This is a genomic window from Anaerostipes hominis (ex Lee et al. 2021) (assembly GCF_002270485.1).
Lineage (GTDB): Bacteria > Bacillota > Clostridia > Lachnospirales > Lachnospiraceae > Anaerostipes > Anaerostipes hominis.
In genome coordinates, this window is the sequence record NZ_NQOG01000014.1 from 24816 (window position 1) to 48768 (window position 23953).

Here is a 23953-nt window from a genome sequence, read left to right on the forward strand (position 1 = left end):
CGGAGTTTTTTCATTTCATAGGAAAGTTCTGCGACCTTCCCTATGAAATAAAAACGCTCCGCGGGTTGTGCACAGATGCGTAAGGAAATTATTTGCCTGCGGCAAATTGCATCAGGCACGCAAAGTTGTCAAGCCCCCTCAAAGATTGAGGGGCCTAAGAACTGAAGTGGGCTTGCAACTTTGTTTTTTTTTTTTTTTTCTGAACATTTTTCTTTTACCAGGAGGTATTCCAATGAAAATAGACCGTTTAATCGGAATCATCACACTTTTACTCAGAAACGACAGAGTTACGGCGCCGGAATCCGCATCGCAGAAGGCTATAAGCTTGACAAAACTGTTTTTACGAAAGAAGAGCTGAGAGCAGTTTTTGAAGGGCTGAAAGGAATTGACAGCGTATCGGGGACTTCCGCTGCGTTAAGTCTCATGGAAAAGCTCTCTTTAGAACCGGAAGATTCGGTTCTGTCAGAAGGAATGATCCTGATCGATCTGGCTTCTCACTATGAAGAATCACTGAAAGAGAAAATCGGGATCATAAAACATGCGGTTTCCAGTCGGCATACGGTGAATTTTTTGTATTATTACGGCAAAGGAGAAGAATACCGAGAGATCGCTCAAAGAGACAGAAAACAGTTTTTTGGTGAGAAAAGCAGGTAGAACGGAGACGGATTTTCAGGACTATTTCAGACAGAATGCAGTCAGACTGAGAGCGGTCTTTGAAAAGGAAGCAAAATACAGGCTTGTGGAAGAATACGGGGTCGGATGTTATACAGAAGATAAGCAGGGCCGTCTGATTTTTGAATGGGATTTCGTAAATTATGATAACATGAAGCAGTGGGTTTTGAGTTTTGGAAGCCAGGCAATGGTCATGGAACCCAAATGCCTGGCGGATGATCTTGTATCGGAACTGAAGAAGAATTTAAACAGATATACAGGAACATGACATAAAGCTGTCCGGTTCCTTCTGATATACTGAATGTATTCAAAGAAGGAGGAAGTACTATGTTAAAAATGACAGCAGCAGGATTATTTGTCAGCTATCCGGAAAAAATAAATGGGACGGTGGAGCTTGCCTTTGATCTGCCTTCCTATAAAGATGTGGACCGGGAGTATCAGAGAGTGCTGGAAGCCGGTGCTCGCACCGGTAACGGAACCGTGGGGACAGAGGACAAGCTACGTTGCAGACCCTGACGGGAATCTCATCGAGATCGGATCTTTTGGAAAAAAGTGATGAAATCATAAAAATCCTATTGACAAATCGAAAAAAAACGTGTAAGATTCCAAATAACCTATAGGTACGATAGGAAATCAGCAAGAAGGAGATACCGCTATGAATTTTATCAAGGCATATAAGAATTTCATGATGGATATGATGGGTATGGGAATGCAGATGCAGAGCATGTGCAGTTCTTTTGTGTACAATCGAATACCGGAACATCATATTTGTATGGAGATATCTTAGATGCCGAGAAAAGAATAGAACGGTTGATTATAAGGAGGCCCATGCATGGCCTCCTTTTTTTGTGCTTCTGAAGATATTATGCCGGTTCCCTAAAACATGAAAACGCTCCATGTCTGAACGGCCGCAGACTGAGCTAAAGTTTGAAATTAATAATTCCATACTGAAAAAATAGGATTTGTATAAAAATGGAGGAACGTATTATGAAAAAATCGTTGAAAAAGCTGACAGGAATCGTTATGATTGGAGTATTGGCACTGGGTGCTTTGACCGGCTGCGGGAGAAGAAATGCCAGCGCTGCAAAAGATATCACCATCGGTGTATGTGCCGGACCATACGGGGACATGGTTAAAAAAGCGATCGCGCCTTCTTTGGAGAAAAAGGGCTACAAAGTATCGGTGAGAGAGTTCAGTGATTATGTACTGCCGGATCAGGCCCTGGCAAACGGTGAGATCGATGCAAATTTAATGCAGCACACGGCATATTTAGAAAAGTTTGCGGCAGATAATGATCTGAGAATCAGCAAAGTCATTGCGGTGCCGACTGCAGGAGCAGGAATTTTTTCTGACAGCATCAAATCTTTGAAAGAACTGAAAAAGGGTGACAAGATCGGGATACCGAACGATCCTTCTAACCTGGCAAGGGCTCTTGGCATTCTTGACAAAGAAAAGATCATTACTTTAAAGAAAAACATCGATCAGACAAAGGCTTCGGAAAAGGATATCGCCCAAAATCCTAAAAAACTAAAGCTTATAACTTTGGATGCCGCTCAGATATCAAGGAGCCTGGACAGTCTTGCGGCGGGTGTAGTTCCCGGAAATTATGCATATGCGGCAAAACTGGATTTTTCCAAGGCATTGGCAGTCGAGACCTTGGCGGAAGAATATAAAAATGTCATTGCCGTAAAAGCTGACGATGTGAAAGGACAGCTGGGAAAAGACCTCAAAGAGGCTGTGGAGTCAGAAGATTTTTATAAAGCAGTGTCAGACAAAAAGAGCAGCTTTAAGTCCTTCCAGAAACCAGACTGGTGGACAGAAAAATACAAAGAAAAATAAACTTAAAAGAGAAAGGTGAGAAACTGTGATTGAATTAAAGAATATTGGAGTGACATTTCAGCAGAATAAAAAGGATTTTCAGGCGGTTAAAAATGTGAATCTGACCATTGAGGAAGGAGAAATCTTTGGTATTGTAGGGCCCAGCGGAGCCGGCAAGAGCACGCTTGTCAGGGTGATCAATCTGCTTCAGCCGCCTACCTCCGGACAGGTACTGATCGAAGGGAATGAAATCACTTCCCTGAAAAGAAAAGAGCTGTGTAAGGTCCGTCTGGACATCGGAATGATCTTCCAGCACTTTAATTTGATCAGCGGTTCCACGATCGCAGAAAATGTGGCGTTTGCTCTCCATGCAAACCATTATCCGAAAGAGAAAATACAGGGAAGAGTAAAAGAACTCCTCGAAATGGTACATCTGCCTGAAAAAGCGGATTCCTATCCGGCCAACTTAAGCGGCGGGCAGAAACAGAGAGTGGCGATCGCGAGAGCGCTGGCAAACGATCCGAAGATCCTGCTCTGTGATGAGGCGACATCTGCACTGGATTTGGAGAATACAGAAGAAATCGTGGCTCTGTTAAAAGAGATCAATGAAAAATATCATATCACCATAGTTTTCATCACACATGAGATGGAAGTTGCAAAAAAATTATTTGACAGGATTGCATTCATGGAGAACGGAGAAATCAAGGAAGTACGGGATATTTATTCTGCATTTGCAGAGCCGAGAGAAGAGATTACCAAAAGTCTTGTGGAGCGGGTGCTCAATGTGGGCGTTCCTGATGAGGTGAAGCTGTCGGAGGAAGAGGAACTCGTGAAACTCTGTTATACCGGAGAAAAGGCTTATGCCTCTGTGATCAGCCAGGTTTCCAAGCAATTTGACGTGGTGATCGATATCATCAACGGAAAGATCGACTATATTCATAAGAAACCATTGGGTGTGCTGATTGTGATCTTGAGAGGCGGAAAAGAAGAACGGGAAAAAGCTCTTCGTTATATGAAAGAAAATGTGTACCGCGTAGAAAAATTAGAGGGAGGACGGTAAGATGAAGGAAACGATGGAGATTATAAAATTAGAATTTGGAAATGCAACAGTAGAGACCATACAGATGGTACTGATCGCCATGGCAGCAGCCGTTGTATTCGGAATGCTGATCGGGCTGGTGCTGCATTTGACGGCTAATCCCCTGTTTTTCAAGAACCGGGCAGTCAATGCGGTGGCAGGTACAATTATAAATATTATCCGTTCCATGCCGTTTATTATTCTGCTCGTAGTACTCCTGCCGCTGACAAGAATCTTAGTAGGTACCAGCATTGGTGCGGCAGCGGCGGCGGTTCCTCTTTCAATCGCATCTGTAGCATTTTATGCGAGATTGGTGGAAGGATCTTTCAGTGAAGTGGACAAAGGAGTCGTGGAGGCAGCGGTGGCTACGGGGGCAAGTGTTTCCCTGATCATCCGCAAGGTTCTGTTTGTGGAAGCTCTTCCGAGTCTGATCCGTGGACTTACGGTGACATTTGTAAGCATCATCGGTTACTCTGCCATGGCAGGAAGCGTCGGAGGAGGCGGGATCGGAGACTTGGCGATCCGGTACGGATACAACCGGTATGAGACCGGTGTCCTGACCTTTACAGTAATCGTATTGATCTTCATTGTCCAGCTCGGGCAGTGGCTCGGAGATAAGGTAGCATTAAAATTTACGAAACGGTAGGTGATGACTTTGAACGGACTTGAAAGTTTGATCCCCGACAGCAGGCGGGTGATCTTTGACTCTGATATAGAAGAAAAATATTTATCGGACACTCTGGGAAGGCTCAAGGGCCGGGCAAAAGCGCTGGTATTTCCTGAGTCTGTAAGAGAGGTCAGCGATATTATGAAATACGCATATGATCATAAGATTCCGGTTACACCGAGAGGAGCAGGGACCAATCTTGTAGGTTCTACGGTACCGGCGGACGGAGGGATCGTTTTGGATCTGTCCCGCATGAATCGGGTGCTGGAGATTGATAAGGATACTTTTACGGCAACGGTGGAACCCGGTGTAGTGCTGAAAGATTTTCAGGAGCTGGTGGAGCAGGAAGGCTTGTTTTACCCTCCGGACCCGGGCGAGAAGACAGCGACCATCGGTGGAAATATCAGCACCAATGCAGGAGGAATGCGCGCCGTAAAATACGGTGTCACCAGAGATTATATCCGTGGATTGGAAGTAGTGTTGGCCGACGGCAGTGTGGCAGAGCTTGGCGGTAAAGTCGTAAAAGACAGTTCTGGTCTTTCCCTGAAACATCTGATGATCGGCTCAGAGGGAACCCTCGGAGTAATCACAAAGGCCATTGTGAAGCTTATAGCAAAACCTCAGGAGTCATTGAGTGTTCTTCTGCCTTTTAATGATCTCCATACGGGTATCCGGGCGGTCTTAAACGTGATACGGGGTAATCTGGACCCGACAGCTATTGAATTTGTGGAGAAGAAAGTAGTTGCATTGGGAGAAGAATACGTTGGTCTTGCTTTTCCTTATCAAGATGCAGCGGCATATATTCTTCTGACCTTTGACGGAGACGACTTGGAGGAAATTTATAAACGGGTCGAAAAACTGAGAATAATCGCCAAAGAAAGCGGAGCTAAGGACGCGCTCGTGCTGAGAGACGGAGAGACGATTGATACGGTGTGGAAAATACGGGGAGCCCTTGTAAAAGCCGTGGAGGCAAAATCGGAACAGGAGCCGGTGGACATTGTGGTTCCCATCAATAAATCAGCTGAATTCATAGAATATATCAATGATTTAGAACAGAAAACCGGAGTTCAAATGGTAAGTTTCGGACATGCGGGAGACGGGAATGTACACCTTTGTGTTGTCCGGGGCGGCAGGACACAGGAGCAGTGGGAAAAAGACCGGAAAGAAGTACTGGCTTCGGCCTACGATAAAAGCAGTGAGCTTGGCGGCCTGACGTCAGGAGAACACGGGATCGGGCTGAGCAAGAAAAAATATTTAAAAAAAGCAGCAGATCCTTTAAACCTTCAGATGATGAAGCAGGTGAAGCTTTCCCTGGACCCGAAAAATATTTTAAATCCAAATAAAATTTTTGATTAAGAGTTTTTTACCAATATTTTCGTCACGCTTTGAAATGCGTTCCTCCAATATTGATAAAAACCTGTCACAAAATTTGTTAAGGTATATTTTCCTTTTCATTGGAAACAATAGTGGTATCAAATAATTATTCCAAAGGAAAAGGAGAGTTCATAATGAAAAAGAAATGTTGGATGCTTACAATGGTTGCAGTCCTCACATTAAGTGTCGCTGCGATGTTTACAGGATGCTCAAACAAAAATGATGCTACAACAACAGAAAAAACCACAGAAGGCGGTTCATCCACTACAGCAACAAACAATGATTTGGGTGACGACGTGGAAGATGCGGCTGATGATGTGGCAGACGGAGCAAAAGACCTGGCGGACGATGTAGCCAATGGATTTGATGATTATGATGATGCCCATGACTATCTGATCAATAAACTTAGTTCTGATGGAGACGGTCAGTATGAAGTAAGAAATAAAGACAAAAATGTCATAGAGTACAGAGATGGGGCAAAAGGTTACCACTTTGAAATTTATGACACATCCAAAGACTCCGGTAAAAAATACGGTGATTTCTACGTCGACAAAGACAACGGAAAAATCTATAAGAAAAATACTGATACAAAAAAAGTAGAAGAATACAAAGCAAATAAATAATTCCCATGAAAAATCCTTGTGTGCAGAGGCTGTTTAGATCAGACTCGGCGTTCAGGGATTTTTTTGAGCCCAGAGCCATTGTTGCAATTCTTACAGTGAGGTGATAGAATGATATCTAAAACTTTGATGGGAGGGAAAGTAGTATATGATGAAGTACAGTGAACTTAAAGCAGATCTCATGGGTATGTTTGACGAAAAAAAACTGCAGATGCTTCCGCAGGAATGGGGGTTTTTTAATGAATTCGAGAGAGAAATTAAAACTATCGGGTATGCAGTAAATCTGACAGAGGCACTCATAGAAAAAGCCTGTCAGAAACAGATAGAGTTTCTCGTGACCCATCATGATTCATGGGAATTTATTTTTGGACTGAAAGAAAGCTGCAATCAAATCTTAGAAAAAAACGGAATTACCCATGCTTATTTTCATGCGCCGTTAGATGATGCGGAGTTTGGAACCAGTGCGTCACTGGCAAAAGCACTTGGGATGAGAGGCCTTGAAAAAGTGATGCCATATGCAGATATCTATTACGGCGGGGTGACAGGTGAGGTCGAGCCCGTTGATTTCAATGTGTTCAGTGAAATGCTGACCGATATTCTTAAGGAACAAGTGCGCTGTTACCAGAATAATGCAAACCCGGTAAGAAAAGTGGCAGTGGCTGCAGGCGGAGGCAACATGACAACAGAAATGAGAATAGCTGCAGAGGCCGGATGTGATACATATGTCACAGGGGAGTACGTGCTCTATTCACAGCAATACGCACAGCATGTGGGAATGAACCTGTTTGTGGGAAGTCATACGAATACGGAAATCTTGGGAGTGGAATCGTTGGTTCAAAAAATAGCCGGGGATAAAGAAATCCGGATTATAAAAATTGATGAGCCGAATTATTAAAAGGGGTCTTCTCAAAATCGGTCAATGGATTTATGCTGTCTGTCTGCCTGATGAATGGATGAAGGCTGCAGGGCCATTTTTGGCCCGGAAAGGACATGTCAAATCTATTTTACATGCTGAAAAAACGAGGATGTCAAACACTTTTGATAGAAAATCTGAATCTCAATCGATATAATGTCGATACAACATAAAACACAAGCAGGAGGAATCAGAAAATGGAGTTCAGCAAACAAATAAAGAAATACAGGCTTGATTCAAATCTCTCACAGGATGAATTGGCAGAGAAGGTATACGTCACACGGCAGACAATTTCAAATTGGGAAAACGGTAAGAACTATCCCGACGTAAAAAGTCTGCTTCTGCTGAGCACTCTTTTTCATATTTCTCTTGATACCTTAGTGAAAGGAGATTTGGAAGAGATGAGAGAACAGATTAAAGCAGAGGATATTAAAAAATGGAATCGTGACAGTTTCATCTTCGGTTTGCTTCTCGTAGCAACAGCAGTGCTGGCAGTACCGCTTTCTTTCTATGGAGACGTGGTCGGAATCGTGATCTGGTTAGTGATTTTCGGCTGTGCAATTTATTATGCAAGCCGCGTTGAGAAACAGAAGAAGACACATGATATTCAGACGTATAAAGAGATCATGGCTTTTACGGAAGGAAAAAAACTCGATGAAATAGAGAAATACCGGGAGTCCGGAAAACGGCCGTATCAGAAATTACTGTTGGCAGTCTGCGCAGGACTGCTGACATTGGCAGTTTCAGCGGCAATGATCTTTCTAGTACAATAGGGAAGTTTCATAAATTTTTCTAAAAGAATTGTTCAATTTCCCAACCGGTAAATTCTATGAGTACGTAGAAACCGCATAAAACTGCGGGTTAGAGATCATTTTTAAGACAAAACTGAAAAACTGCTGCCGGTTGGGAAAAAATAAGGGAAACGTTGATTTTATCAGGGAAAATGACTATAATGAAAATAAAGAATGGCGGAAATACGTTGGATAAACAATAACAAGAGTTGTATTGAAATATCGCACCGAGAGTAGCAAACTCATTTGCCAGTGTTGATAAACAATAACAAGAGTTGTATTGAAATTAAACATCTTTAAATGTTAAATTTGAAACTTTTACAGATAAACAATAACAAGAGTTGTATTGAAATCTGGATTTTTTCAGGCAATTGCAATCGCAGTATCTGATAAACAATAACAAGAGTTGTATTGAAATTGAGCGAATATCGCTTGTAGCTCCGGGGATAACTTGATAAACAATAACAAGAGTTGTATTGAAATCATTCCATTATACACGGAAGTTCTTCGTTCTCTATTGATAAACAATAACAAGAGTTGTATTGAAATAGGCATCTGTAAATGATACCGGGCAAAGGCAGGAAGGATAAACAATAACAAGAGTTGTATTGAAATACAAATCCTGCATATGAACCTATGTATTTTTCAAACGATAAACAATAACAAGAGTTGTATTGAAATTAACATGGGAGGATTATGCAATGAATCATATAGAGATAAACAATAACAAGAGTTGTATTGAAATTGTTATCAATGCCATTCCCGGTAATCTGGTGGTTAGATAAACAATAACAAGAGTTGTATTGAAATTTTCCACAAGTTTTCTCAACCGTTTTTTTGCATTATGATAAACAATAACAAGAGTTGTATTGAAATTTGCATTTAATTTATGATCCCTGATCGGATATTCGATAAACAATAACAAGAGTTGAATATTGAAGCCTCTCGTTTTTTACTTTTACATTATAACTGCTATTATGGTTAAGAGAATTTGTCTTACTGCCCTTGAACAAAGTGTAATTACAGTTTACAGGAGGGAAGTGCGCAACAATGATATCATTTTTAATATGGTTATTTATAGGTCTTTCATTTATTATTCTTGGCATTTATGCTTTCAACGCAAAGAAGGAAGTTGCGTTTGGCTTTTGGGCGAATGCAGAAGTTTTTTCTGTAAATAATGTAAAATCATATAACCGCGCGATGGGTAAATTATGGTGTGTGTTCGGTTTAATTCTAATTGTTTTGGGGCTGCCCCTTTTAAAAAAGCAAAATTCTCCATTTATTCTGTTTTCAAGTTTAGAAGTCATGGCAGAGGCTATTGTGACTATGGCTGTCTATGTGACAGTGATAGAGAAAAAATATCGTAAGAAATGAATATCCCATAGCTACTTAATCCGGCATGTCCGGATTTTTATTTTGTACATCTTTATAATGCTTTTTAATTGAGAAATTGTTTCAGTCAAAAACTGAAATTGCTGGACAGGCCGTACTTCAGTAAATAACATATCAGATCACCCCAAAATAAGGCTGTTTTCTTTTTTTTCTTATGTAGTATAATAGGACTGTAATTATCAGACAAATTTGCGGAAAGGATGGACGCAATGGGACTTACCCTTTATTACCGGAAAGAAAAGAGAGGTCTTAAACTGATCCGCTGTTATGGAAATGACGGCATTGTATCATTTCCGGACACTGTGGGCGGACAGCCTTTTAAAATACTAGGAGACTATGCATTTTCCCAGTGGAAGAAACAGGAAGAGGAAGATGTAGAAATATATGACGTAACAGATAACAAATTTTTTGACGATAAAAGTGAACTGCTCTGCGGGAACATGATTGAAATGGTATATTTACCTAATGAAATAGAGGAACTGGGTAAATATGCTTTCTACGGATGCAGCAATCTTAAAAAACTGACTTTTTCAGATGCACTGAAAGTCACCGGAACCGGAGTGTTTAACGGATGCAGGCTCCGTCATGTGGAGATTTTCTGCAATAAAGGGAAAAGCACGTGTCTTAAAGATATCGTCGGAGAAATACGATATGAGCTGTATGCCGACCTGCATTACTGTACAGAAGCTGGGCCCGTAAAGACAGCAAAGCTGGTCTTTCCCGAATTTTATGAAGAGGCGGTAGAAAATACTCCGGCAAGGATCATTGAGAAATATTTTAATGGGTCGGGCTATAAGTATCGTCAGTGCTTTCAGAAAAGGGAAGTGGACTATCAGGCCTATGACCAGCTGTTTTCCGTTGCAGTGATAGAAGAACGGCCGGAGCTGGTATCGGAAATTGCCGTCCGACGGCTCAGATATCCATATGAACTGAGTGAAAAAGCAAAAAAAGAGTATACAACATATGTAAAAGACCGTGCAAAGAATATTGCAAAAGGATTTGTCAAACAACGTGATATGGAAGCACTGCGGTTCTTATCTAAGGAGGGTCTCTGGAATGAGAAGGCGATGGAAGCGGCTATAGAGCAGGCATCCTCACAGAAAGACGGAGAAATCATGAGTTTTCTGATGAATGAAAAGCAGCGCCTGTTTCCTCCGAAAAAGAAAATTTTTGAGTTATAGTTAGGAGAAATATGCAGAAAGAAACAGAAAAAGCAGAGAGGCTTGCCGAAGCCGGAAAGCAGATCCTCATGGCTTCAAGAGATGAACTTTATCTGCACATGAGGTTCATGGATCTGGCATTGAGCAGCTTTTTTTATATATGCCATGCAGACGCAGAGAGAATCGCCTCTGACGGCAGGGTTATATACTTTCATCAGGGGTATCTGGCAAAGTTGTATGCACAGGACAGAAGAATGGTGAACCGGATGTATCTCCATTTGGTACTGCACTGCCTTTTTCATCATCTGACCGGACAGAAAAACAGGGAAAAAGAATTGTGGGACATCAGCTGTGATATTGCTGTCGAATCCGTGATCGACCAGTGGAAGACCGCGTCGGTTTCTTTATATGGAACTGTGTTCCGAAAAGATATTTATAAACGTCTCAGGAAAGAACTGAAGGTGCTGACGGCGGAAGGCATCTACAAAAGGATCAAGGAATGGGAGCCTACAGAACAGGAAATAAAGCGCATCGGGGAAGAGTTTGTCATGGACAGCCACAGCTTCTGGCCGACGAAAGACCAGCCAAAGATGCAGCAGGAGATCCGGAACCAGTGGCAGGACATCAGTGAAAAGATGGAACTGGATATGGAGACATTTTCCCAGGAGATGTCTGCGGACGCGGGAGATATGGTCCGGCAGATGCAGATCGAAAACAGGGAGAGGTATGATTACCGGGAATTTCTGAAAAAATTTGCGGTGCTTAAAGAGGAAATCGGTGTGGACGAGGATTCTTTTGACTATGTGTTCTACACCTACGGGCTTCGTATGTACGGAAACATGCCGTTAGTGGAGCCACAGGAGTGGAAAGAAGTAAAAAAAGTAGAAGAATTTGCGATCGTCATTGATACCTCCATGTCCTGTTCCGGTGAACTGGTAAAGAAGTTTTTGGAAGAGACCTATGGCATTTTAAAGGAAGAAGAAACATTTCTTAAAAAGGTCAACATCCATATCATTCAATGTGATGAAAAAATCCAGAAAGATAAAAAGATCCGTGATAAAAAAGAGCTGAAAGAATATATGGAACATTTGGAGCTCAAAGGGGAAGGCGGTACAGACTTCCGCCCGGCATTTGAGTATATAGTAAAGCTCATGGAAGAAGGAGAATTTTACAGTCTCAAGGGAGTTTTGTATTTTACAGACGGGCAGGGGATTTATCCGAAGAAAAAGCCGCCGTTTGAGACTGCTTTTATTTTCATGGAAGAAGAATACGAGGATGCCCACGTACCGCCGTGGGCGATGAAACTGATTGTTTGCGAAGAAGAGTTTGAAGGAGAAGATTATGGACATTAAACGTGCGAAACAGGAAATTAAAGATTCTGTGGAAGCGTATTTAAATAAAAATGAGTACGGGGAATACCGGATACCGGCGTTGAGACAGAGGCCGATTCTTTTGATGGGGCCTCCCGGGATCGGAAAGACACAGATTATGGAACAGATTGCAAAGGAATGCGGCATTGGGCTGGTAGCTTATACGATCACCCATCACACAAGACAGAGTGCCGTTGGGCTTCCGTTCATTAAAGAAAAAACCTATGGAGATGTCACATATTCCGTGACAGAGTATACTATGAGCGAGATCATAGCTTCGGTATATGAAAAAATAGAACAGACCGGTCTTGAGGAGGGCATCTTATTCATTGATGAGATCAACTGCGTCTCTGAGACGCTGGCGCCCACCATGCTGCAGTTTTTGCAGTGCAAGACCTTTGGAAATCAGAAGGTACCGGAGGGATGGGTCATCGTGGCGGCCGGGAATCCACCGGAATACAATAAGTCTGTCAGGGAGTTTGATGTGGTGACATTGGACAGGATCAAACTGATCGATGTGGAAGCAGACTATGATGTCTGGAAGGAATATGCATATAGAGCAGGAATCCATCCCGCTGTCATGGCTTACCTTGAGATCCGGAAAAATCATTTTTACAGGATGGAGACAACAGTAGACGGAAAAGCCTTTGTGACTGCCAGGGGATGGGAGGATTTGTCCGACTTTATGAAGGCGTACGAAGGACTTGGAAAAACTGTTGATCGGGATGTGATTTATCAGTATATCCGGCATTTAGGGATTGCCAAAGAGTTTGCAAATTATTTGGAACTTTACAGAAAATACAGAAAGGACTATAAAATTGACGAGATCCTCGAGGGTTCTTTCACGGAAGACATGCTGGAGAAACTGAAATTTGCTCCGTTTGACGAGCGGCTCAGCATTGTCCATCTGCTGAACGGAAAATTAAATGAGTTTTTCATGGAATATGCGAAAACAGATGCCTATGTAAGCGAGCTTTTTTCATGGCTGAAAGACTACATGGAGCATGAGTCTATGCAGGAAACACATAAAAAAGCTGAGTCAGAATTTCAGAAGAGAAAGAAAGCCGAGCAGATTGCGAAGGAGGAAGAACATATATGGAAGAAGGTCATCGGGAGACTGGAAACTTACCTTGAAAATTTGAAGAAAGAGAAACCGCAGGATGAGCCGAAAGCGGTTCGAAGCTGGTTTAAAGCAGAGACAGAAAGCAGGGAGCAGCTGGTGGAGAAGATATCGGATGCCCTTCTTTATGCCTTTGATTTCATGGAGGCAGCCTTCGGGGACGGACAGGAAATGGTGGTCTTTGTCACGGAGCTGAATGTGAATTATTACAGTGTCCGATTTATTAAAGAAAACGGCTGTGATCCTTATTATAAATATAATAAAGGCCTCCTTTTTGACGAAAGACAGGAAGGGATTCTTGAACAGATCAAAGATGCGGTGAGATAAGGATTTTAGATTTACAAAGACCTGAAAGCAAGTTAAACTAGAGATATAAAGCAATGGAAGACAGCCGGGAAAGTGCAGAACAGATCAGCAGTTATGCAGAGGAAAGGAGCCTTTTTATGAACAAAGATTTAAAATATGAGAATTATCTGACACAGCCGAATTCACTCCCTTTTGAGGAAGCTATGGAGATTTATGAGGCAATCCTTCAGAATTCGCCGGAGGATGACGAAGAGTTTGAAGAATTTTGGGAATTGGCTCTGAGTGCAATGACTGTCTATGCGGACCTCCGGGCAAATTGGAAGCAGATCAGGAAAGGTCAGCGGGACAATGACGGAAGGACGAGAAAGCATGATAATGTCATACACACATTGAATCTTCTGAGCGGCATGATGGAGCAGAGAGGGCTGGATGTTTCATGGAGGAAGCAGCTCGGTGACCAGAGAAAACGGATTGGCGATTTTGCCTGCTATGTAGCGATGCTTTACGGCTTATCTGCGCGCTAGAAAGGAAATGTAACATGGAAATAAAGATAACCTTGGGTGATATCACAAAGGTTCCGGCAGATGCCATCGTCAATGCCGCCAATCCGACGCTTTTGGGCGGAGGGGGTGTGGACGGTGCCATCCATGCGGCGGCCGGACCCGAACTTTTGGCGGAGTGCCGCACCTTGGGCGGATGTGATACCGGAGATGCGAAGATTACGAAAGCGTACAGACTTCCTGCACAATATGTGATTCACACGCCCGGACCGGTGTGGAGAGACGGGGATGACTGTGAGGAAGAACTTTTAGCTGACTGCTACAAAAGCTGTCTTAAGCTGGCCGCAGAGCATGGATGCAGGCATGTGACCTTTCCGTCCATCAGCACGGGCCTGTTCCGGTTTCCGCTTTCAAAGGCTGCGCCGATTGCGGTGAGGACCATAAAAGAATTCTGCGGAAACAAAGATATTTTTGACTGCATTGAATTCGTCTGTTTCGACGAAAAGACAAAAAAAGCATATGAAACTGCGCTGGAGGATTAAACACCGGCAGTATGTTCCGGGAGAAGGCGGACCATTCTCTTTTCAGAAGAAAGGATGCCGTCTTCTTTCATTTTTTTCAGTTCCCGCATCATTGCGCTCCGGTCTATGGACAGATAATCCGCCAAATCTGACATGGTAAACGGGATATGAAAAGAACTGGATTTCTGCCGCAGGGATTCCTGCATGAAATAACAATATAGCTTTTCACGGATGGTGCGCTTGCTCAAAACCTCGACTCTCTGGCTGAGACTCATAGTTTTTTGAGATATCAGCCAGGTGACATTCTGGATCAGCCGGATATGGCAGGCACAGGCATTAGTGCAGGGCTTCATGAGAGACTCATAATCGATCATGAGTACCCTGCATTCGGTATCACACTTCAGGTGAATATCTTCATACTCTTCAGAATGAAAAGCCAGAATTTCACCAAATACACTGTTTGTCTCCAGCTTCTCTAAAATGGTCCGGCTTCCGTTGAATTCATAGCGCAGGACGGAAGCAGTGCCGGAGAGAAGAATGCCCATGACAGGTTTTTGAGAAGAAAAATGATGGATCATTTCACCGGAAGAAAACAGTTTTTCCTCTGAGTGAAAACAGTTCAGCATTTCCAGGCAGTCCCTGGATGTGATATCTGTGAACAGCGGATTTTCATTGTACTGCATAAAAAAACCTCCTTTTTTTAAATATGGCATATAAATGTTGCAAATGCAACAGTAAAAATCATGGGCAGCATGGTATACTTACGTCACAGATGAAAGATAATATGATACCAGGGTCAAAAGGGCATGCGTTTCATGCTTGTATGAAAAAGCAGGGCTTTGGGACCCATAAAACATGAGAAAGCAGCCCGATTAGGGCGGATTTCGAATGTTTTTAGGATTGTGGGAGCACAAAGTGCGGAACAATCCGCTGGTATCTGGGGGTCAAAATACTTTTTGACCCTTACATCACAATATGAATAAGTTAATAGATGGAGGTAACAACAATGAAAAAATATCTTTGCGAACCATGCGGCTATGAATACGATCCGGCAGAAGGTGATCCGAGTCAGGGAATCGAACCGGGAACAGCTTTTGAGGATCTTCCGGAAGATTGGGTCTGCCCGATCTGCGGCCTTGGAAAAGATGTATTTGTAGAAGCTTAAATTTTTCTTTAGTATAGTACTCATTATAACCGGAGTTGAAAACGTCCCGCAGATATTTGCGGGACGTTTTTTTGCTCAGGAGCTGTATGCCGCCTTTCAGGCCCCTATTGTCCTGCTGAAAAAATGTGATATAATAGACAGCAACATACATTCTATGAATGTTGGGAGGAAGGAACATGGCAAAAAAAGAGCCGAAGACCAATGCGATGAGGATTTTGGAGAAAGAAAAAATCAGGTTTGAGATCCATCGCTACGAATGTGAAGAATTTACTGACGGGGTGGCCATTGCGGATATGCTTGGACAGCCCTATGATAAGGTGTTTAAGACGCTGGTCACGGAGGGAAAGAGCAGGCAATATTTTGTGTTTGTCATTCCCATTGCCGAGGAGCTGGACTTAAAAAAGGCAGCTAAAGCCGTGGGCGAAAAATCAGTGGAAATGATTCACGTAAAGGATATAAACAAAGTCACAGGCTACATAAGAGGCGGCTGTACCGCCATAGGGATGAAAAAGGCCTACCGCACTGTGGTGGATGAGAGCGTGAAGAATCTGGAGACACTTATCGTCAGCGGCGGAAAGCGGGGAACACAGGTGGAGCTTAATCCTGCAGATTATTTGAGAGCCTGTAAGGGAAGCACGGCGGATTTGATAAAAGACAAGAGAGGACGAAAAAATGATTGAAGATATTTTGGAATATAACAAGGTATTTGTGAAAAATAAGATGTATGAACAGTACAAGACAAGCAAATATCCGGACAAAAAGATTGCGATCTTAACCTGTATGGATACCAGGCTTACGGAACTGCTTCCGGCAGCCCTTGGTTTAAAAAACGGGGATGTAAAGATCATTAAAAATGCAGGAGGAGTCACCAATCATTTGTTTGGAAGTGTGGTGAGAAGTCTTTTAATCGCAGTCTATGAATTGGGGATCGAGGAGGTCATGGTCATCGGCCATACAGACTGCGGTGTTGGGCATATGAACAGCGATGGCATGATCCAGCACATGATCGACCGGGGGATAGAAGAAGACAAGATTAATTTCATCAGACACTGCGGCATTGATTTTGATTCCTGGCTTGCAGGATTTGACTGTGTTTCCGACTCTGTCAATGAGACTGTGGAACTTCTGCGCACGCATCCGCTGATTCCGGACGACATTAAGATATTCGGGTATGTGATGAATACGGATACCGGAGAGATTATGACAACAGAAGAATTCAAAGGAGAATAATACATGATTCAGTGTGTATTTGTAGGTCTGGGAGGATTTCTCGGCGCAGTCTTCCGCTATCTTCTTGGGTTGATCCCGGTATCGGCGCAGATAAGGATTCCTGTGGTCACTTTGGGGATTAATGTGCTGGGAGCATTTGTGATTGGCATGATCGCCGGGTGGACGGGAAAGATACCGGCCCAAAATCCCAATCTGATCCTGTTTTTAAAGACTGGACTCTGCGGAGGATTCACTACATTTTCTACGTTTGCTCTTGAGACAGGGACCCTTGTCTCAGAGGGAAGAGTGAGTGAAGGTATTTTATATGTCGTACTGAGTGTGCTGTTTTCTGTCCTTGTGGTTTTTGCTGGACGGGCCGTTGCAGGATGAGAACCAAAAGTTTGCATATACTATCCCAAAGGAGGGATGGTTATGACTAAAACCAAAAAGTTTATCCTTGGAGGCATTCTGTTTACGGCTGTGGTGGGCAGCCTCTGGCATTTTATCTATGACTGGATTGGAAGATCGGAATTTCTCTGGTGGTTGTTTCCGGTCAGCGAAAAAGTGGAGGAGCACTATAAGCTTTTAATTTATCCGAATCTGATCTACGGCCTTCTGATGTTTCGGTTTATGTACAGGCATATCAGATATTACTGGCTCCGCCTGGCCGTGGGGACCGGTTTGGGCTGTGTGGCTATCAGAGGATTGTTTGACGCATATACCGCCGTGTTAAAGAAAGATATGCTGATCATGGATTTATTCGTATTTGCCGTCAGTATATTGGTATCCTATGCATTCTTCTTAAAAAGGAGTTAAAGGAGGTGCCTGCTTATGAAGCTGTATTATTGTGACCGGGAGCAGGGGACAGAGACGTTGATTGCCGAAGCGCAGGAAGATAAAGAAATATGGAGAGCCATGGAACGCTGGTTGACGGAACATGGCTTTGGGCTGATTTATGTGATTCATCATATTGAAAAACAAAAGATTTATTACGAATTTGGAAAAGAACACTGCTTTTTTTTGGTTGTGACATAAGTAAGGAGGAAAAGAAATGCTGCCGAATGATCCGGTGATACTGTTAAGCTACATCAACACACAGCTCAGGGACTATTATGACAGTTTCGAGGAACTGTGCAAGAGTCTGTGTGTGGACTCAGGGGAGATCAGTGCAAAACTTTCGGGTATCGGTTATGAATATCATCCTGAGACAAATCAATTTAGATAGTGGAGAATAAAGGCTGCCGGATGGGCGGCTTTTATTGGTTTTCCCAACCTGAAAAAGATACGAAATGCCGGGAGACCGCTTAAAATGGCGGTTGGTAGCCGGTTTGAAAGAAAATACCGGAAAAACAGAAACGGTTGGGAAAAATTCAGAGAAACGTTGAATTTATCAGGAAAAATGACTATAATGGAAATAAGGAATGGCGGAAATACGTTGGATAAATAAAAACAAGTGTTGTATTGAAATTCCTTAAACACAATGGAATGAGGGACGCTGACCAGATAAATAAAAACAAGTGTTGTATTGAAATTTTGATAAATTTTGTATTTTAGTTTTTACATTTTCGATAAATAAAAACAAGTGTTGTATTGAAATCATTTTTAAATGCAAGTTCCAGCGTCATCATGTGGATAAATAAAAACAAGTGTTGTATTGAAATTTTTGGATTGAGAACGATACTCATACGTTTGAAAATGATAAATAAAAACAAGTGTTGTATTGAAATTCCTCTTCCTCTTTCCCTTCTACGAGAAGTTTTGTAGATAAATAAAAACAAGTGTTGTATTGAAATAGCCCTTCACCGCCTAATTGAGAAATAATATCTGGATAAATAAAAACAAGTGTTGTATTGAAATTTGCGCAATTCACGCATTCCACTCCAAACTCAAATGATAAATAAAAACAAGTGTTGTATTGAAATCGTAATCCAAAGGTATCACAACGCATCTTAAAGCGGGATAAATAAAAACAAGTGTTGTATTGAAATGTCAGGTCGGTTGTCATTTTGGAATGATCTTGTGAGATAAATAAAAACAAGTGTTGTATTGAAATAAGAAAATCCATGGCCATGAGAACCGGCATTTTCATGATAAATAAAAACAAGTGTTGTATTGAAATTCCGGATTGCTTCGAGTTTTTGTTCCGGTGTCAGAGATAAATAAAAACAAGTGTTGTATTGAAATTAATACGATCGGTCAATATCGGATTCTTTACCTAGTGATAAATAAAAACAAGTGTTGTATTGAAATATTGGCTTATCATCTTCTTTATATAACCAATCCTCGATAAATAAAAACAAGTGTTGTATTGAAATTTCTTTATATATTCATATTTTTAGAGTATTTAATGATAAATAAAAACAAGTGTTGTATTGAAATTACAATGCATAAAAAAAGTTTGCCTGTAGAAACAAGATAAATAAAAACAAGTGTTGGTCCTATGTCAAGATTTAGTACAAGTTAAAAGAGACTATAAAAAAGTCTGTAAATAAGATTCTTCGATGATAATGAAGGGCGAAAGTCTTGAACAACAGGCTTTTCGCCCCTGCTTTATATATAACAGTTACAAAAAACATGTCAACAGCAGGCGGTAAATCCGCCCGTTTTTAGGCCGTCTTTGAATTAATCTGGAAGTCGTCCCTCGTACATGATGCGTAACTCCCCATACACCTGTGCCCAGTTCCGCATCGTTACCGTCCATTTCTTTGTAGCCTCAAATGTCGCTAAATACAGTGCTTTCAGCAGCGCCGTATCACTTGGGAATACGCTTCTCTGGCGGCTCAGCTTCCGATAAGTGGAGTTCAGTGATTCAATGGCATCGGTAGTGTATATCACCTTCCTGACGGTTGCTGAAAACTTGAAGATTGGAGAAACAGCATCCCAGTTGTCCTTCCAGCGTTTCATCGAATTCGGATATTTGGGTGCCCATTTCTCTGTCACACGCTCAAGGGCTGCAAGGGCCTTCTTTATTCCGGTAAGACCATCCGCACAGATGATAAGGATGTCTTTTACACCCCAGTTTTTCAGCTCATTCAAAACAGACAGCCAGTATTTTGAACTTTCATTCTCTCCAACATGGATTGTAAGTACCTCTTTCTTCCCTTCCGCATTAATCCCAAGAATGACATAGGCGGCAAGTTTACGGATCACGCCATTGTCACGGACAGAATAGTGGATGGCATCAATATAAAGGATTGGATAGACTTCATCCAGCGGCCGGTTTTGCCAGTCTTCCATCTGGGGCAGGATCTTGTCTGTGACATCAGAGATAAATCCTTTCGAGGTTTCAAAGCCGTAGATCTCCTCCATGGTTTCTGATATCTGCCGGGTCGTCATTCCTTTTGCATACATGGAAATGATCTTTTGGTCAATATCAGAAATGTCTTTCTGCCGTTTTTCACCACTTGTGGTTCAAAAGTAGATTTCCGATCTTGCCCTTGATGGTTCCGCCAAGGAGAGCTTTTAGGGCATCTTGAATGTCTTCAGCAATTTGGATATCGTATTCCTCCAGGCGCTGATGGATTATGCTGCGTTTCCCTTCCGTCATTTGTACTCTGTGTACGGGTTTCTTTTCTCTTGCCATAATAAAAGGCCCTCCTATGATTTTTATTTTATCATAGAAGAACCTTCTAAGTTCTATTTTACAGAAAAAGTTTCACACTCTCAGTTAAAATGAGAAATTTATCCTCATCTTAACTTGTACTAAATCTTGACATAGGACCAGTTTGATTGCCTTACGAAAAAAGTCATTAAAGGAGCAGCGTTGAAGTATAAACGTGATATTTCAAGACGCTTGCAACATGAAGTCCCATTCTCTGAAATTTCGGATTTGGAATTGAATAAGGCTGGCATTTATGACAGATATTCCAGCGATTATACAGCGTTCAATCTTCTTGGCATGGAAGTCCAAGTATCGGACGACCAGTTAAGCAAAGCACTCAAATGTTTACCAGAGAAAAAACGCAATATCATTTTGTTGTCATACTTTATGGATATGTCTGACGCAGAAATCGGAGAGCTTATAAACGTGTTACGCACCACTGTTTACCGTCACAGGACAAGTATTCTGGAAGAATTAAGAAAAATGATGGAGGAATAACCGCGGATAACAACCAAAGACACATACCCTTTGCTGTGATTGTGGCGGCTACCGATGGTGATGAAGCTGCCATACAGAAAATCTTAAAATTCTATGATGGGTACATATCAAAGTTGAGCTTACACCAGTTGTATGACGAATATGAAAACGTCTACATGGTGGTGGGTTCTGAATTGAAAGGCAGAATACAGGCGGCGGTCATGGATATGATTGCAAACTTTGAGATTATTGTAATTTAACCATTCTGATGGGCGGAGCCCCCTTTTTTTGCTCCACTTGTCAATCTATGAATGTCCATTATTCAGATAGTGGTTTTTCATAGACTGGCAATCACAGTCAAGAGTTCTTTGACAACTGAATAAAGCAGATAGATACGTTCGATATGCAGCGAGCCAGCGGAAATTGCACGCCATGACCTTTTGAGATAAAGTGAGCGATTCCTGTAATGTTCCGCAGGCAACTGTTGGAAAGGTTGCAGCTATGACCTGTATATCTGGATAATGATACACCCGTATGACACGGTTCACCCATCAGAATGGGAAAGGTGAAAGTCCTGTGGAGCTTGCCAGAGTAAAAAATCATTGATTCTCTGGTCGTAATATGATGAAAAAAGCCGAAAATATGGTATAATATACATATATCGTATTACGGCTCATTCCAGTATGGAAAGGAGCTTTATATCATGTCAGAGAAAAGACGGAAGATACGCATACAAATACATGGACGCAAACGGTAAACCGCAATTCGTGTACGTTTGGAAATTAACTGCTGAGGACTGACTGACAATCTGGATTTTGAAATCAGGATAATCAATGTAGACCATCAGCTATTGAAAGATTCGCAGGTTGGCTACTACGTTGAAACTCCAAAAACAAAAAACGTCGGTAAAGCCCATAAATACAGGCTAAACCGACATTTGCCAACTTATGAAAAGATAATCAAAAATTTATATAGTTTTTAAGAAGCAACAATGTAGGAAAAAGCCTAAAAATAAGGATTTAGTGTTTGACATAATGGGAAGAAAATCAGTTAGACAGGAATATATGAAAAGTGACCAAAATACCTAAGGGATTTTTGTATAAATTCATACTTGCATATGGATAAAAAATTTGTTATTATATCGCTGTTGAAAAAAGAATAGCTATGGCTGTTACTGGTAATGCAGGCAAGACCAAGTTTGGAATAGAGTCTTAGATAAGGCTTTATTGCTGCTTGGTCTTTTTTTGTATAAACGAGTCCGCGGTTGTTTATACAGAGAGGAAAAAAGAAAAGGAGAGTTTTTATGGATTACAAGGCATTAGGCCATGAGTTAATTAAGCTAGTGGGAGGAAAAGATAATATCAGCAGACTGACACACTGTGCAACCCGACTGCGATTTGAATTTTACGACAAAAATAAAGTAGATTTAAAAAGGATTGAAAATACACCTGGAGTAATCAACGTCGTAGATAAAGGAGGACAATTTCAGGTTGTCATCGGAAATGAGGTCCAGACTACGTTTCGCGTGATTGTAGATGAAATGGGAGATCAGGCAGCTTCTAATGGAAAAGAGGAAAAGAAAGAAGACAAGGGAAGCATAGTTAACAGAATTATCAGTGTGATCTCTACAACCTTTACTCCTGTCATTCCGGCATTAATCGGAGGAGGTATGATGAAAGCAGTCCTTTCTATTTTAGTACTGCTGAATCTGGTTGATACAACTGGCACTACTTATGGAATCATTAATTTTATCTCAGATGCTCCATTTTATTTCATGCCGGTCCTTTTAGCATATGGAGCTGCAATTAAATTTAACTGCAGCCCTATTCTCGCTATGACTATGGCTTGTGCCTTGCTTCATCCAACCTGGAGCGGTTTCGTGGCAGCAGGGGAAGCAATCAGTTTCTTTGGAATTCCGGTCACTCTGGTAGATTATTCCTATTCTGTGATTCCTATTATTTTAGGTGTATGGATTCTGTCTTATGTAGAAAAATTTGCAGAGAAATATTCTCCATCTATAATCAAATTTTTTATAAAACCGTTGATTATTATGTTTGTCTCAATTCCAATTGGTTTATTGATTGTTGGGCCATTTGGTAATCTGTTAAATGATATGGTACAGGCAGGAGCAGATTTTATTAATGGAAAAGCAAGCTGGCTGATTCCAATGCTGATGGGTGCTTTCCAACCATTCCTTGTTCTGACAGGAACAGCCTGGGCTATGACACCAATTGCAACAGTGCAGATTACAAATGTAGGATTTGAGACAGTCAACGGTCCTGGTATGCTGGCATCAAACATTGCACAGGGTGCTGCTGCACTGGCTGTTGCAGTAAAAACAAAAAATAGACAGTTAAAACAGTTGGCATCTTCTTCCGGTTTTACAGGTGTGATGGGTATTACAGAACCTTGTCTTTATGGAGTGAATCTGAAATTAAAACGTCCATTTATTGCTTCTATGATCGGCGGTGGAATCGGTGGAATCTATGCAGGTCTTTCCGGACTGGTTCGATACTCTTTTGTCTCTCCGGGACTGGCAGCAATTCCGGCATTTATTGGGGAAAATCCAATGAATGTGGTACATGCATTGATTACAATTGTTATCTCTTTTGCAGCAGGTTTTGCGGCATCCTGGATTCTTGGATTTGATGATCCTGAAGAGGAGAGTCCGGTGAAGGATAACATTTCTTCTGAATCAGAAAAATTGCAGGATGTTACTGTAAAGAGTGAAATAAAAGGTGAGATTGTCTACGCGCCAATCAAAGGAAGAGTGATTCCATTAGAAGAAGTTCCTGATGAGGTATTTTCCAATGGCATTTTAGGAAAAGGAGCTGCGATCGTACCGGAGGAAGGATGTGTTTATGCACCTTTTGATGGAAAAATTGCTTCTGTTTTTGATACAAAACATGCTATTTGTTTAGTAAGTGATGATGGAATGGAACTCTTGATCCATGTTGGAATTGATACTGTAAATCTGGAAGGAAAACCATTTACTGCAGTTAAGGATGCTGGAGACAGGATCAAAAAGGGAGAAAAACTGCTGGAATTTAATATAGAAGAGATTAAAAAAGCAGGATATGAGACAGTGACTCCTGTATTGGTTGGAAACACAGACAACTATAAAGAGATTGTTCCAATCAGAGAAGGAGAAATTAATCCGACAGAAGAATTCATTCATGTAATAGCATAAAGGGTGTAA

29 protein-coding genes, 1 pseudogene and 2 CRISPR repeat arrays are annotated in these 23953 nt (G+C 41.7%); of the genes and pseudogenes, 28 read left to right on the forward strand and 2 right to left on the reverse strand.

Going from position 1 to position 23953, the window contains the following annotated elements; genetic code table 11:
• The first annotated feature begins 180 nt into the window (after window positions 1-180).
• From CI597_RS18625 to CI597_RS12435, 17 genes are all read left to right on the forward strand, one after another.
• Window positions 181-654, forward strand: a complete 474-nt coding sequence (locus CI597_RS18625; RefSeq protein WP_235824620.1) for a hypothetical protein — start codon at window positions 181-183, stop codon at window positions 652-654.
• Window positions 638-940: a WYL domain-containing protein gene (locus CI597_RS18630; RefSeq protein WP_235824621.1), complete on the forward strand. Its 303-nt coding sequence runs from the start codon at window positions 638-640 to the stop codon at window positions 938-940. Before CI597_RS18625 ends, CI597_RS18630 begins: the two co-directional genes overlap by 17 nt.
• Before the next feature lie 59 nt (window positions 941-999).
• Window positions 1000-1188 (forward strand): hypothetical protein, encoded by a 189-nt coding sequence (locus tag CI597_RS12370; protein ID WP_024728366.1) that lies wholly within the window; start codon window positions 1000-1002, stop codon window positions 1186-1188.
• Between the two features lie 139 nt (window positions 1189-1327).
• Complete coding sequence (locus tag CI597_RS18955) at window positions 1328-1459, forward strand: hypothetical protein (RefSeq protein WP_268876120.1); 132 nt, start codon at window positions 1328-1330, stop codon at window positions 1457-1459.
• Between the two features lie 200 nt (window positions 1460-1659).
• On the forward strand, window positions 1660-2511 hold the full coding sequence (locus CI597_RS12375; protein WP_024728365.1) for a MetQ/NlpA family ABC transporter substrate-binding protein: 852 nt from the start codon (window positions 1660-1662) through the stop codon (window positions 2509-2511).
• Between the two features lie 25 nt (window positions 2512-2536).
• Window positions 2537-3550, forward strand: a complete 1014-nt coding sequence (locus CI597_RS12380; protein ID WP_024728364.1) for a methionine ABC transporter ATP-binding protein — start codon at window positions 2537-2539, stop codon at window positions 3548-3550.
• A gap of 1 nt (window position 3551) precedes the next feature.
• The gene (locus tag CI597_RS12385) at window positions 3552-4214 is read left to right on the forward strand and encodes a methionine ABC transporter permease (RefSeq protein WP_024728363.1); all 663 of its coding nucleotides are present in this window, start codon (window positions 3552-3554) and stop codon (window positions 4212-4214) included.
• 3 nt (window positions 4215-4217) lie between these two features.
• The gene (locus tag CI597_RS12390; RefSeq protein WP_024728362.1) at window positions 4218-5591 is read left to right on the forward strand and encodes an FAD-binding oxidoreductase; all 1374 of its coding nucleotides are present in this window, start codon (window positions 4218-4220) and stop codon (window positions 5589-5591) included.
• Window positions 5592-5743: 152 nt separating this feature from the next.
• Complete coding sequence (locus CI597_RS12395) at window positions 5744-6232, forward strand: hypothetical protein (RefSeq protein WP_024728361.1); 489 nt, start codon at window positions 5744-5746, stop codon at window positions 6230-6232.
• Between the two features lie 145 nt (window positions 6233-6377).
• A complete protein-coding gene (locus CI597_RS12400) occupies window positions 6378-7124 on the forward strand; it encodes a Nif3-like dinuclear metal center hexameric protein (RefSeq protein ID WP_235824622.1) in 747 nt (248 codons plus the stop codon).
• 215 nt (window positions 7125-7339) lie between these two features.
• Window positions 7340-7915: a helix-turn-helix domain-containing protein gene (locus tag CI597_RS12405; protein ID WP_024728359.1), complete on the forward strand. Its 576-nt coding sequence runs from the start codon at window positions 7340-7342 to the stop codon at window positions 7913-7915.
• A gap of 209 nt (window positions 7916-8124) precedes the next feature.
• Window positions 8125-8873: a CRISPR direct-repeat array (repeat unit 30 nt; unit sequence GATAAACAATAACAAGAGTTGTATTGAAAT).
• A gap of 110 nt (window positions 8874-8983) precedes the next feature.
• The gene (locus CI597_RS12410; RefSeq protein WP_024728358.1) at window positions 8984-9307 is read left to right on the forward strand and encodes a hypothetical protein; all 324 of its coding nucleotides are present in this window, start codon (window positions 8984-8986) and stop codon (window positions 9305-9307) included.
• A 227-nt stretch (window positions 9308-9534) separates the two neighbouring features.
• Window positions 9535-10506, forward strand: a complete 972-nt coding sequence (locus CI597_RS12415; protein WP_024728357.1) for a leucine-rich repeat domain-containing protein — start codon at window positions 9535-9537, stop codon at window positions 10504-10506.
• Window positions 10507-10517: 11 nt separating this feature from the next.
• Window positions 10518-11837, forward strand: a complete 1320-nt coding sequence (locus tag CI597_RS12420; protein ID WP_024728356.1) for a VWA-like domain-containing protein — start codon at window positions 10518-10520, stop codon at window positions 11835-11837.
• A complete protein-coding gene (locus CI597_RS12425) occupies window positions 11827-13302 on the forward strand; it encodes an ATP-binding protein (protein WP_024728355.1) in 1476 nt (491 codons plus the stop codon). The genes CI597_RS12420 and CI597_RS12425 overlap by 11 nt, the downstream gene beginning before the upstream one ends.
• A gap of 116 nt (window positions 13303-13418) precedes the next feature.
• On the forward strand, window positions 13419-13805 hold the full coding sequence (locus tag CI597_RS12430) for a hypothetical protein (protein WP_024728354.1): 387 nt from the start codon (window positions 13419-13421) through the stop codon (window positions 13803-13805).
• A 14-nt stretch (window positions 13806-13819) separates the two neighbouring features.
• On the forward strand, window positions 13820-14323 hold the full coding sequence (locus CI597_RS12435; protein WP_024728353.1) for an O-acetyl-ADP-ribose deacetylase: 504 nt from the start codon (window positions 13820-13822) through the stop codon (window positions 14321-14323).
• Here the strand turns inward: CI597_RS12435 and CI597_RS12440 are convergent.
• Window positions 14320-14985: a Crp/Fnr family transcriptional regulator gene (locus CI597_RS12440; RefSeq protein ID WP_024728352.1), complete on the reverse strand. Its 666-nt coding sequence runs from the start codon at window positions 14983-14985 to the stop codon at window positions 14320-14322. The genes CI597_RS12435 and CI597_RS12440 overlap by 4 nt on opposite strands.
• Window positions 14986-15308: 323 nt before the next feature.
• Here CI597_RS12440 and rd point away from each other — a divergent pair, with 323 nt between their 5' ends.
• From rd to CI597_RS12475, 7 genes are all read left to right on the forward strand, one after another.
• Window positions 15309-15467 carry a rubredoxin gene (gene rd / locus CI597_RS12445; protein ID WP_009289014.1) on the forward strand — a complete coding sequence of 53 codons (159 nt, stop codon included), beginning with the start codon at window positions 15309-15311 and terminating at the stop codon, window positions 15465-15467.
• A gap of 176 nt (window positions 15468-15643) precedes the next feature.
• Window positions 15644-16147, forward strand: a complete 504-nt coding sequence (gene ybaK / locus CI597_RS12450) for a Cys-tRNA(Pro) deacylase (RefSeq protein WP_024728351.1) — start codon at window positions 15644-15646, stop codon at window positions 16145-16147.
• On the forward strand, window positions 16140-16697 hold the full coding sequence (locus CI597_RS12455) for a beta-class carbonic anhydrase (RefSeq protein WP_024728350.1): 558 nt from the start codon (window positions 16140-16142) through the stop codon (window positions 16695-16697). The genes ybaK and CI597_RS12455 overlap by 8 nt, the downstream gene beginning before the upstream one ends.
• 3 nt (window positions 16698-16700) lie before the next feature.
• Window positions 16701-17066: a fluoride efflux transporter CrcB gene (gene crcB / locus CI597_RS12460; protein ID WP_024728349.1), complete on the forward strand. Its 366-nt coding sequence runs from the start codon at window positions 16701-16703 to the stop codon at window positions 17064-17066.
• A 42-nt stretch (window positions 17067-17108) separates the two neighbouring features.
• Window positions 17109-17492: a DUF6512 family protein gene (locus CI597_RS12465; RefSeq protein WP_235824623.1), complete on the forward strand. Its 384-nt coding sequence runs from the start codon at window positions 17109-17111 to the stop codon at window positions 17490-17492.
• A 15-nt stretch (window positions 17493-17507) separates the two neighbouring features.
• Window positions 17508-17711 (forward strand): hypothetical protein, encoded by a 204-nt coding sequence (locus tag CI597_RS12470; RefSeq protein ID WP_024728347.1) that lies wholly within the window; start codon window positions 17508-17510, stop codon window positions 17709-17711.
• Between the two features lie 16 nt (window positions 17712-17727).
• The gene (locus tag CI597_RS12475; protein WP_081723878.1) at window positions 17728-17901 is read left to right on the forward strand and encodes a DUF4250 domain-containing protein; all 174 of its coding nucleotides are present in this window, start codon (window positions 17728-17730) and stop codon (window positions 17899-17901) included.
• A gap of 213 nt (window positions 17902-18114) precedes the next feature.
• Window positions 18115-19055: a CRISPR direct-repeat array (repeat unit 30 nt; unit sequence GATAAATAAAAACAAGTGTTGTATTGAAAT).
• 243 nt (window positions 19056-19298) lie between these two features.
• Here the strand turns inward: CI597_RS12475 and CI597_RS12480 are convergent.
• Window positions 19299-20259, reverse strand: a pseudogene (locus tag CI597_RS12480) (IS256 family transposase).
• A gap of 180 nt (window positions 20260-20439) precedes the next feature.
• Between CI597_RS12480 and CI597_RS12485 the strand changes: the two are divergent.
• The 4 genes from CI597_RS12485 to CI597_RS12510 all read left to right on the forward strand — a co-directional run bounded on the left by CI597_RS12485 (window position 20440) and on the right by CI597_RS12510 (window position 23944).
• On the forward strand, window positions 20440-20775 hold the full coding sequence (locus tag CI597_RS12485; protein WP_024728346.1) for an RNA polymerase sigma factor: 336 nt from the start codon (window positions 20440-20442) through the stop codon (window positions 20773-20775).
• Entirely contained in the window at window positions 20772-21014 is a 243-nt protein-coding gene (locus CI597_RS12490; protein WP_034549977.1) for a helix-turn-helix domain-containing protein, read from the forward strand. Before CI597_RS12485 ends, CI597_RS12490 begins: the two co-directional genes overlap by 4 nt.
• Window positions 21015-21494: 480 nt before the next feature.
• On the forward strand, window positions 21495-21554 hold the full coding sequence (locus CI597_RS19750; RefSeq protein ID WP_412215604.1) for a hypothetical protein: 60 nt from the start codon (window positions 21495-21497) through the stop codon (window positions 21552-21554).
• A 503-nt stretch (window positions 21555-22057) separates the two neighbouring features.
• Window positions 22058-23944, forward strand: a complete 1887-nt coding sequence (locus tag CI597_RS12510) for a beta-glucoside-specific PTS transporter subunit IIABC (protein ID WP_095142955.1) — start codon at window positions 22058-22060, stop codon at window positions 23942-23944.
• Window positions 23945-23953 lie beyond the last annotated feature (9 nt).

Bases quoted from the DNA above. Each gene is read 5' to 3' on its own strand.
- CI597_RS12425 (WP_024728355.1), top strand. From the start codon at position 11,827: ATGGACATTAAACGTGCGAAACAGGAAATTAAAGATTCTGTGGAAGCG.
- CI597_RS12510 (WP_095142955.1), top strand. From the start codon at position 22,058: ATGGATTACAAGGCATTAGGCCATGAGTTAATTAAGCTAGTGGGAGGA.
- ybaK (WP_024728351.1), top strand. From the start codon at position 15,644: ATGGCAAAAAAAGAGCCGAAGACCAATGCGATGAGGATTTTGGAGAAA.
- CI597_RS12475 (WP_081723878.1), top strand. From the start codon at position 17,728: ATGCTGCCGAATGATCCGGTGATACTGTTAAGCTACATCAACACACAG.
- CI597_RS12455 (WP_024728350.1), top strand. From the start codon at position 16,140: ATGATTGAAGATATTTTGGAATATAACAAGGTATTTGTGAAAAATAAG.
- CI597_RS12410 (WP_024728358.1), top strand. From the start codon at position 8,984: ATGATATCATTTTTAATATGGTTATTTATAGGTCTTTCATTTATTATT.
- CI597_RS12465 (WP_235824623.1), top strand. From the start codon at position 17,109: ATGACTAAAACCAAAAAGTTTATCCTTGGAGGCATTCTGTTTACGGCT.
- CI597_RS12430 (WP_024728354.1), top strand. From the start codon at position 13,419: ATGAACAAAGATTTAAAATATGAGAATTATCTGACACAGCCGAATTCA.
- crcB (WP_024728349.1), top strand. From the start codon at position 16,701: ATGATTCAGTGTGTATTTGTAGGTCTGGGAGGATTTCTCGGCGCAGTC.
- CI597_RS12375 (WP_024728365.1), top strand. From the start codon at position 1,660: ATGAAAAAATCGTTGAAAAAGCTGACAGGAATCGTTATGATTGGAGTA.
- CI597_RS12385 (WP_024728363.1), top strand. From the start codon at position 3,552: ATGAAGGAAACGATGGAGATTATAAAATTAGAATTTGGAAATGCAACA.
- CI597_RS12440 (WP_024728352.1), bottom strand. From the start codon at position 14,985: ATGCAGTACAATGAAAATCCGCTGTTCACAGATATCACATCCAGGGAC.
- rd (WP_009289014.1), top strand. From the start codon at position 15,309: ATGAAAAAATATCTTTGCGAACCATGCGGCTATGAATACGATCCGGCA.
- CI597_RS12390 (WP_024728362.1), top strand. From the start codon at position 4,218: ATGACTTTGAACGGACTTGAAAGTTTGATCCCCGACAGCAGGCGGGTG.
- CI597_RS12400 (WP_235824622.1), top strand. From the start codon at position 6,378: ATGATGAAGTACAGTGAACTTAAAGCAGATCTCATGGGTATGTTTGAC.
- CI597_RS12435 (WP_024728353.1), top strand. From the start codon at position 13,820: ATGGAAATAAAGATAACCTTGGGTGATATCACAAAGGTTCCGGCAGAT.
- CI597_RS12395 (WP_024728361.1), top strand. From the start codon at position 5,744: ATGAAAAAGAAATGTTGGATGCTTACAATGGTTGCAGTCCTCACATTA.
- CI597_RS12470 (WP_024728347.1), top strand. From the start codon at position 17,508: ATGAAGCTGTATTATTGTGACCGGGAGCAGGGGACAGAGACGTTGATT.
- CI597_RS12370 (WP_024728366.1), top strand. From the start codon at position 1,000: ATGTTAAAAATGACAGCAGCAGGATTATTTGTCAGCTATCCGGAAAAA.
- CI597_RS12420 (WP_024728356.1), top strand. From the start codon at position 10,518: ATGCAGAAAGAAACAGAAAAAGCAGAGAGGCTTGCCGAAGCCGGAAAG.
- CI597_RS18955 (WP_268876120.1), top strand. From the start codon at position 1,328: ATGAATTTTATCAAGGCATATAAGAATTTCATGATGGATATGATGGGT.
- CI597_RS12405 (WP_024728359.1), top strand. From the start codon at position 7,340: ATGGAGTTCAGCAAACAAATAAAGAAATACAGGCTTGATTCAAATCTC.
- CI597_RS12415 (WP_024728357.1), top strand. From the start codon at position 9,535: ATGGGACTTACCCTTTATTACCGGAAAGAAAAGAGAGGTCTTAAACTG.